This is a genomic window from Gemmatimonadaceae bacterium, assembly GCA_040882285.1.
In the GTDB taxonomy this organism is placed as follows: domain Bacteria; phylum Gemmatimonadota; class Gemmatimonadetes; order Gemmatimonadales; family Gemmatimonadaceae; genus JACDCY01.
In genome coordinates this window covers 18,670-27,331 of the sequence record JBBEBQ010000002.1, presented here as the reverse complement: position 1 = coordinate 27,331, position 8,662 = coordinate 18,670, and the positions used below count along the sequence as shown (strand labels likewise).

At 68.0% G+C, this 8,662-nt stretch carries 8 protein-coding genes; all 8 read right to left on the bottom strand.

The features are described from left to right. Positions 1-29 precede the first annotated feature (29 nt). Complete coding sequence (locus tag WEA80_00165; GenBank protein MEX1184986.1) at positions 30-2,498, bottom strand: DNA translocase FtsK; 2,469 nt, start codon at positions 2,496-2,498, stop codon at positions 30-32. Then, positions 2,419-3,162 carry a 2-phosphosulfolactate phosphatase gene (locus WEA80_00160; GenBank protein ID MEX1184985.1) on the bottom strand — a complete coding sequence of 248 codons (744 nt, stop codon included), beginning with the start codon at positions 3,160-3,162 and terminating at the stop codon, positions 2,419-2,421. The genes WEA80_00165 and WEA80_00160 overlap by 80 nt, the downstream gene beginning before the upstream one ends. After that, positions 3,159-4,529: an acetyl-CoA carboxylase biotin carboxylase subunit gene (gene accC / locus WEA80_00155; protein ID MEX1184984.1), complete on the bottom strand. Its 1,371-nt coding sequence runs from the start codon at positions 4,527-4,529 to the stop codon at positions 3,159-3,161. Before accC ends, WEA80_00160 begins: the two co-directional genes overlap by 4 nt. A 274-nt stretch (positions 4,530-4,803) precedes the next feature. Continuing rightward, a complete protein-coding gene (locus WEA80_00150; protein ID MEX1184983.1) occupies positions 4,804-5,967 on the bottom strand; it encodes a PilT/PilU family type 4a pilus ATPase in 1,164 nt (387 codons plus the stop codon). Beyond that, entirely contained in the window at positions 5,960-6,433 is a 474-nt protein-coding gene (gene accB, locus WEA80_00145) for an acetyl-CoA carboxylase biotin carboxyl carrier protein (GenBank protein ID MEX1184982.1), read from the bottom strand. The genes WEA80_00150 and accB overlap by 8 nt, the downstream gene beginning before the upstream one ends. Before the next feature lie 31 nt (positions 6,434-6,464). Beyond that, complete coding sequence (locus tag WEA80_00140) at positions 6,465-7,547, bottom strand: aminopeptidase P family protein (GenBank protein MEX1184981.1); 1,083 nt, start codon at positions 7,545-7,547, stop codon at positions 6,465-6,467. Between the two features lies 1 nt (position 7,548). Further along, the gene (gene aroQ, locus WEA80_00135) at positions 7,549-7,989 is read right to left on the bottom strand and encodes a type II 3-dehydroquinate dehydratase (protein ID MEX1184980.1); all 441 of its coding nucleotides are present in this window, start codon (positions 7,987-7,989) and stop codon (positions 7,549-7,551) included. Next, positions 7,986-8,662, bottom strand: a 677-nt coding sequence (locus WEA80_00130; GenBank protein MEX1184979.1) for a hypothetical protein, incomplete at its 5' end; no start/stop codon positions are given. The genes aroQ and WEA80_00130, both read right to left, overlap by 4 nt.

Sequence of the window (8,662 nt, the reverse complement as noted above, 5' to 3'; positions counted from 1 at the left end):
GATGCCCGCGCGGGGCAACCAAGCAAAGTCTACGGTCGTGGGCCGAGGATGCGGTCGAGCTCGTCCAGGCCGACGAGCACGTCTCGCGGCTTGGAGCCGTCGGGCGGGCCGAGCACGCCGGCCGCGTGCAGCTGGTCGATGATCCGGGCCGCGCGGCCGTAGCCGACCTTGAGCCGCCGCTGCAGCAGCGACGTCGAACCCTGCTGGTGCTGAATCACGGTCTCGGCCGCCTCGCGGAACAGCTTGTCGCGATCGTCGCCGTCGCCTTCCTCGCCCTCCGCCCCCCCCCGGCCCTGCTCCGCGATCTCCTTCTGCCGCACGAACTCGAGGATGTCCTCTTCCGTGGCGACCGATCCCGACATCAGCGCTTCCTTCCGCGCGCGCGTCCGCTCCTCGAACCAGCCCGTGAGCCGCTCGGTGTCCGCGTTGGAGATGAACGCGCCCTGGATTCGCGCGGGCTCGGCCTTGCCGGGCGGAATGAAGAGCATGTCGCCGTTGCCGAGCAGCGACTCGGCCCCGATCCCGTCGAGAATCGTGCGGCTGTCCACCTGCGAGGCGACGCGGAACGCGATCCGGCTCGGAAAGTTCGCCTTGATGAGACCCGTGATGACGTTCACGCTCGGCCGCTGCGTCGCGAGAATGAGGTGGATCCCGATCGCGCGCGCCTTCTGCGCGAGCATCGCGAGCGGCCGCTCGACTTCTCCCTGCACGGTCATCATCAGGTCGGCCAGCTCGTCTATGACGAGCACGATGTACGGCAGGAGTCCGCCGGTGTACTCCAGGTTCTCGAACGCCACGTCCGGCCGCTTGGGCTGCACGAGCTTCACGCCTTCCTGGAACTTGCGGTTGAAGTCCTGGATGTTGCGCGCGCCGTTCGCCGCGAGCAGCTGATAGCGGTCCTCCATCTCCAGCACGGCCCACTTGAGCATCGCGGCGGCGTCGCGGTTCTCCGTGACGACCTTGTGCCGGAGATGCGGCAGCACGTTGTACACGCTGAGCTCGACCATCTTCGGATCGACCATCAGGAAGCGCAGCGTCTGCGGCGTGTGCCGGTACACCAGGCTCGTGATGAGCGTGTTGACGCACACCGACTTGCCCGAGCCCGTCGCTCCGGCGATCAGCAGGTGCGGCATCTTCGCGAGATCCGCTATTACCGGAGTTCCCTCGAGATCCTTGCCGAGTATCATCGGCAGCGCCGCGCGCGCGTTCTGGAAGTCCTTGCTGTCGAGCAGCTCGCGAAAGCCCACCAGCTCGGCCGTGGGATTGGGAACCTCCACGCCGACCGCGCCCCGCCCCGGAATGGGTGCGACTATTCGCACGCTCGCCGCGCGCATCGCGAGCGCGAGATCGTTGGAGAGATTCGCGATCTGGCGGACCTTCACGCCGGCCGCGGGCGCGACCTCGAACTGGGTGACGACCGGCCCGGTCGTGCGCCCCACCAGCTCGCCTTCGACCTTGAACGTGCGCAGCGCGTCCATGAGCTGCACGCCCATCGCGTCGAGCTCGCGCTTGCCGACGTCGGCGTTGCGCGCGGGCAGGGGCGCGATGAGCTCGGGCGGCGGCAGCTCGTCATCGGCTTCGTCCCGGACGAACGGCGCTGGCGCGGCGGCCGGCGAAGCGGACCCGTTTCCAGCCGCGCCCTGAGCAACGGAGGGAGCCGGCTTCGGCTTCCGCTCGCGGAGGGGCCGGGCCGGTAGCGCCGCGCTGTCGGTCGCGACTGCCGGCGCGTCGTCCAACAAGGTCAGGTCCAGCGCCGGCATCTCTTCCGGCGATGGCTCGAGCGCGCGCGCGATCAGAGGATCAGGCTCCTTGCCACGCCGGCGCCGGGGCTGAGGGAATGCATCCTCCGGGTTCGACGGCTCCAACCCGTCGAGCGCCCGCACCCGCCGGCCCACGAGCACGCGCACGGGATTCCACGCGAGCGTAGCGGCCATGAGGGCGCTCAACGCAAGCAGCCAGATGATCCACGCGCCGGCGATCCCGGCGAATCGCAGCAGATAATACGCGGCGAATGCGCCCCACATCCCGGTCAGCGCATTCTGCTCGGCCGCTCCTCCGAGGGAGAAGCCGAACGCGATCGGGAGCAGGACGACCATCCCGAGGAGGAACACGAGCCACGAGCGGTCGGTCCCGCGGTCGAGCCGTCCGAACAGCGTCAGGGCGTGCGCCGCTGGCGCGATCGGAATCAGCACAGCCGCCGGCCAGCCGAACATCGACGTGATGGGAGCGGCCAGAGCCGCGCCGAGCGCGCCGAAGCTGCCGCGAAGATCGGCCTGGCCGTCGGGGCTCGCGGTCAGCAACGCGTAGCCGTGGACCGCGAGCGCGCCGCCTACGAAGATCGCGAACAGGAGCAACGCGATTGCCGCGACCTCGCGCCGTACCTCGTCGGCGTGCGACAGGATCTTCTGCCCGTCTATGTCAGATCCGTCCTGCTCCGAGGGCGACGATCTGCCGGTCGCTGTAAACGGGGACCACAGCGAACGAATCCAGCGCGGCACAGAAAGAAACGTCGTCGCCGAATCCCGCGCCGATGAGCGCTTGCCCGTGGTACGAGTCTTGGAGGAGCTTCGCGATGTTCTCGCCATACTTCCTGTCGATGAGAGCGCAGGCGGTAGCGCCGTCGTTGGTCGCGACCCCGGTGAGTCCCTTCTGAATAGCGCGAACATAACGTCCCGCGCAACCCGCATCTTCCAGAGTGAAGCGCCGCTCGTGCCCGGAGCACAGGATCACGATGTCCGACTCGGCTTCTACGGCTGCCCGCAACATGGCCGCCACCGCCGAGAAGTTGACGTACGACGCGACCACGATGTCACGCGCGCCCTGCGCAGCCAGGATGGCGCCGCTGCCGTTGGTCGTGGTGAGCAGAATCGTCTTTCCCTGGACCTTGTCGGCGGTGAACTCGCTCGGAGAATTGCCCAGATCGAAGCCCGGGATCGGCAGCATCTTCTGCTCGCCCGCGAGGAGGACTTCCTCGCGGCCCAGCTGCTTCGACTGCGCGACCGCGTCGTCCGACGTGAGGAACGGAACGACCGCGCGCGCGCCGTTGGCCAACGCCGCCGCGATCGTCGAGGAAGCGCGCAGCACGTCCACGACCGCCACGACCCTGCCGGCCACGTCGGCGGCGGTGAGCTGCTGGAAGCCGAAGAAGACGTCGAGCCTCACGACGCTGTTTCCTTGACGACGTCCTTCATGAGGTTGGGCTCCCGCTCCAGGAACCTCGTGTCCACGTTCCCCGACTGGAACAGCGGGTTCTCCATCACGCGCGCGAGGAACGGAATCGTGGTCGTGACGCCCTCGATGATGAAGCTCTCCAGCGCCATGTGCATTCGGCGGATCGCCTCCTGCCTGTCCCGCCCCTGGCAGATCACCTTGGCGAGCAGGGAGTCGTAGTACGGGGGGACCGTGTAGCCGGCGTACACGTGCGTGTCGAGCCGGACGCCGGGGCCGCCGGGCGGGTGGAACGTGTCGATGCGCCCGGGCGAAGGCTGGAAGTTCCGCGCGGGATCCTCGGCGTTCACGCGGCACTCGATCACGTGTCCGCGCAGCGCGGGCAGCGACTTGAACGAGAGCTTCTCTCCCGCGGCGACCCGGATCTGCTCTTTGACGAGATCGATGCCAGTGAGCATCTCCGTCACGGGGTGCTCGACCTGGATGCGCGTGTTCATCTCCATGAAGTAGAACGAGCGATCCTCGTTCAGCAGCATCTCGATCGTTCCGACGCCGACGTATTCGATGGCCTTCGCGCCGCGCACGGCGGCGTCGCCCATCTGCGCGCGCAGCTCGGCGTTGAGCGCGGGGCTCGGCGCCTCCTCGATGAGCTTCTGGTGGCGGCGCTGGACGGAGCAGTCGCGCTCGCCCAGGTGAACCACGTTGCCGTGCCTGTCACCCACGACCTGGAACTCGATGTGCCGGGGTCGCTCGAGGTATTTCTCCACGTACACGTCGGCGTTGCCGAAAGCCGACAGCGCCTCCGAGCGCGCGAGCTGGAAGGAGCGCGCGAAATCCTCGGCGTCCTTCGCGACGCGCATGCCCTTCCCTCCGCCGCCCGCGGAGGCCTTGATGATCACCGGGAATCCGATCTCCTTCGCGTACTTCAGCGCTTCGTCCACGTCGTCGACGGGCCCGGGCGTGCCGGGGATGATCGGCACGCCGACGTCCTGCATCGCCTTGCGCGCCGCGGCCTTGTCGCCCATGACGCGGATCTGCGCGGGCGTGGGGCCGATGAACTCGATGTTGGACGCGGCGCACGTCTCGGCGAACTCCGCGTTCTCGGCGAGGAAGCCGTAGCCCGGGTGGATCGCGTCGGCGCCGGTGATCTCCGCGGCCGCGATGAGCCGCGGGATCTTGAGGTACGAGTCGCGCCCAGGCGGCGGCCCGATGCACACGTCGTCGTCCGCGAACCGCACGTGCAGCGACTCCCTATCCGCTTCGCTGTACACGGCGACCGTCTGTATCCCCAGCTCCCTGCACGCGCGTATCACCCGCAGTGCGATCTCGCCCCGGTTGGCGATCAGCACCTTCTTAAACATTGCCGCTCTGGTGCGGGCGAGGCCCGGTGCGATCGCTGTTAGTGCGTGCACTGAAGACGGGGCGAGATCGCAGCGGGTTCGCGCGGGCTGGGGCGGTCGGGAACCGCGGCGCGCACTTCACAAGCGTAGTCGGGTGTCGCACGACGGTGGCTTGGTGGTCAGGCGCGGGCGCGGGCGGGTGTCCCATACAGGCCCGTCTTAGCGAGCGCAGTTTGCTCGCGTAGGGCCAGCATGGGATACCCGCCCCGCACGCGCCTGACCACACGGAGCCGAATCACGGGCTGGTGCCTGACGTGAACTTATCCCAGCTCGTGTCGCTGGTGCCGGCGATGCCCTGGACCTTGAGCGCGAACTCGGACGGGCTCGTCGCGTAGAAGATCGCGTTCTCGTAGGTGATCATGCCCTGCGAGTACCAGTTCATCAGCGACTGGTCGAAGCTCTGCATGCCGTACTGGATCGTCCCCTCGCGAATCAGCTCGGGGATGTCGAGCGCCTTGGTCATGTCGCGGATGTTGTCGCGCACGGCCGCGGTATTGATGAGCACTTCCGTGGCCGGCACTTGACCGGCCTTGTCGGCGCGCGGCACGAGCCGCAGCGAGATCACCGCCTGGAGCGCGCTCGACAGGATGTAGCGCACCTCGTCCTGCTGGTGCGGCGGGTAGAACGAGAGCACGCGGTTGATCGTCTGCGTCGTGTCGGTCGTGTGCAGCGTCGAAAACACCAGGTGGCCGGTGTCCGCCGCCTTGAGCACCGTGTCCAGCGTCTCCATGTCGCGGATCTCGCCCACCATGATCACGTCCGGATCCTGCCGCAGCACGCGCCGCAGCGCCTGCGCGAAGCTGGCAGTGTCGGTCCCCACCTCGCGCTGGTTGATGTGGCAGTTGATGTCGCGGTGCAGGAACTCGATCGGGTCCTCGATCGTGATGATGTTGGCGCGCCGGTTCAGGTTGATGTGGTGGATCATCGCGGCGAGCGTGGTCGATTTTCCGGAACCCGTGATCCCGGTCACGAGCACGAGGCCGCGCGGCCGCATGGCGATGTCGGCGCATACCTTCGCCAGGTGCAGCTCCTCGATCGTTTGCGCCTGGAAGGCGATGATGCGGAAGGCGAACACGATCGTGCCCCGCTGGTGGTATGCGTTCACGCGGAAGCGGCCGATGCCGGGGACTCCGAGCGCGAAGTCCGCCTCGTGCTGCTCGGTGAACTCCTGCCTGTGCTTCGCGCTCATCGTCTGCTCAACGAGCGAGCGGAGCTGCTCCGGCCGGATGTGCGGCAGCTCGAGCGGAACCAGCTCGCCGTTGATCCGGAGCGTGGGCGGACGGCCGACCTTGAGGTGCAGGTCCGACGCTCCCTTGTGCACCATCTGCTGCAGGATCGCCTTGTAGTCGAATAGCGGCGCGGCGGTCTCCGGCGGAGTGATCTGCGCGGGATTAGCCATTCGGGGCGATCCGGAAAAGGACCTGGCCGTACTCCACCGGGTGGGCGTCCTGCGCGACGATCTCGCGCACCACCCCGTCGAACTCCGATTCGATCTCGTTCATGATCTTCATCGCCTCGATGATGCAGATGATCTGCGCCTTCCTCACTCTGTCACCGACGGCGAGGTACGGCTTTCCGCCCGGCTCCGGCGCCGCATAGAAGGTGCCGACCATCGGCGATTTCGCCTCGAGCAGCGTCTCTTTCGGGCTTTCCGGCTTCGGCGTCGCAGCAGCCGCGGGCGCGGCCGCCGGGCCCGGCGGCGCCACGGCAGGGGCTGCCACCGCCGGCGCGGACAGCATTACTGCCTGCTGCTGCGCCTTCGAGATCCGGATCTTCATGCCCTTGTCGGACGAGATCTCGATCGAGTCCACCGTGGACCCGTCGAGCATGTCCACCAACTTCTTCACGTATCGTAAATCGAACATGTTGGCTGTTTAGGGACCGGCCGCCATTCCGTCAGGCGACCTCGATTAGCTCTCTCGTGAAGTCCGTGAGAATCTCCGGACCACCGGCACCGAGGTGCACGTCGTCCTCGATGCGGATCCCGCCCCACCCAGGTCGGTACACCCCCGGCTCGATCGTCACAACCGCGCCGAGGGCCAACGTTCCCTCGGCCGTCCGGGCAAGCCGGGGCGCCTCGTGCACTTCCAAGCCGAGGCCGTGTCCCAAGCCGTGACCGAACGCTTCCCCAAAACCTTCGCGCTCAATGTAGCCCCGCGCGAGCGCGTCGGCATCCTGCCCCGTCATCCCCGCCCGTACGGAGCCCGCCGCCAGCGCATTCGCTTGCCGCACAACGTCATAGACCGCCCGCTGCTCGCTCGTGGATCTGCCCACGACGAGTGTGCGCGTGATGTCCGAGCAGTACCCGCGGTATTCGGCCCCGAAGTCCAGCAGCAGGAAATCACCCGGCTCGATCACGCGCGCCGAAGAGCGCGCGTGTGGCAGCGCCGCGCGCGGTCCGGAGGCGACGATCGACGGAAACGGAAAGCCCTCGCTGCCGGCGTCGCGCAGCGACTTCTCCAGAACGCCCGCTACCTCGAGCTCGGTCATGCCGGCGGCGAGCTGCGGGATCGTGCGATCGAGCGCCTCGACGGCGATCGCGGCCGCCCGCCGAATCAGCTCGACTTCCCCGGCGTCCTTCGACTCGCGCAGCCGCTCGACCGCGTTCACCCGCGCGCGCCATTGCCGCGCCCCGCCGCCGCTGTTCTCCAGCAGCCGCTGAAAGTCGCGATGCACGATGTGCGCGGACTCGAAGCCGACAGCCGTCGCGTTCGCGAGCGACGGAAGAATCGCCCACAACCCGTCCCACAGGCTCACCGGCTCGATCCTCACCTGCGCCAGGTCGCCGACCTCTTCGGCCACCTGCGTGGCGTAGCGGAAGTCGGTGATCAGATGCATTTCCCGCTGCGTCACGAGCAACAGCGCGCTGCTTCCCGAGAAGCCGGTCAGATAGCGGATGTTCGGGAGACTGCTGACGAGCAGCGCGTCGAGGTCGCCCGCGATATCGTCGCGCAGCGCGGCGATGCGCCGCTCGCGCATGTCAGCCACGGCTTCGCAGCGTGCTGACGAGGCCGCGCAGCGCCAACTCGTAGCCGTACGCCCCGAATCCGCACACCACCGCGAGGGCGTCCTCGGCCAGCATCGACCGGCGCCGATGCTCCTCGCGCGCGTAGATGTTCGTGAGATGCATCTCGACGTACGGGAGATTCACCCCGACGAGCGCGTCGCGAATCGCGAGGCTCGTGTGCGTGTACGCGCCGGCGTTGATGACGATCCCGTCAGCCGATTCGGTGAGCGCGTGGATGGCGCTGATGAGATCGCCCTCGCCGTTGTGCTGCGAGCACTCGAGCTCGACGTCGAGCTCCTTGGCGACCTCGCTGAGGCTGCTCTCGATCTGACCGAGCGTGGTGCTGCCATAGATGTGCGGCTCCCGCCTGCCGAGCAGGTTGAGGTTGGGCCCGTTGATGATCGCGATCTTCACGATCCTTTCAGCCCTCTGAGCCACGCATCGAAGTCCTCGCTGTCCGCCGTCGACGGATTGAACGTCTGCTGCGGACCTGAAGTGCGCGGTACCGGCCCTGGTTCCGGTGCGTTCGGGAATGCGAAGGGGTCCGCGGCAGCATCGCTCTCGCCGGTATCAGGCATCGGGACGAAATCGGGGCGGCGGCGTGAGATCGGCGGCGCAGTGACCGCGCCGGCGGCGCGGGGCCGGGCCCGGTCCATGCGCGCGAACATCTCGCGAATGGACAGGGGCGCTTCGGCAGCCGGCTCCGCGGACTCTCCGGCTTCAACCGCACCTGCAGGAGGCTCTATTGCCGCCAAGGCTTCCGCCGTTTCCGCGCGCTCGGCGCGCGCCGCGGCCACCGCCGCATCGCGCCGCGCGACGATGACAGATTCGATGTGCTGGATCTTGGCGCGAAGCGGCTCATCCGGCCGCTGCTCGGCGAGCTGCAGCAGAAGCTCCAGCGCCTCGTGCGGGTAGCCCTGCTCCATGTACAGATCCGCCATCGTCTCGGTCACAAAGGGAGCGGCGGACTCCAGCACCCGCTCCTCGGCCTCGAGCGCTTCCTCGATCAGCCCGGGCTCCGGCGGCGCGTGGGCTGCGACGTCGAAGGGCTCCGGCGGCGCGTGGGCTGCGACGTCGAAGGGCTCCG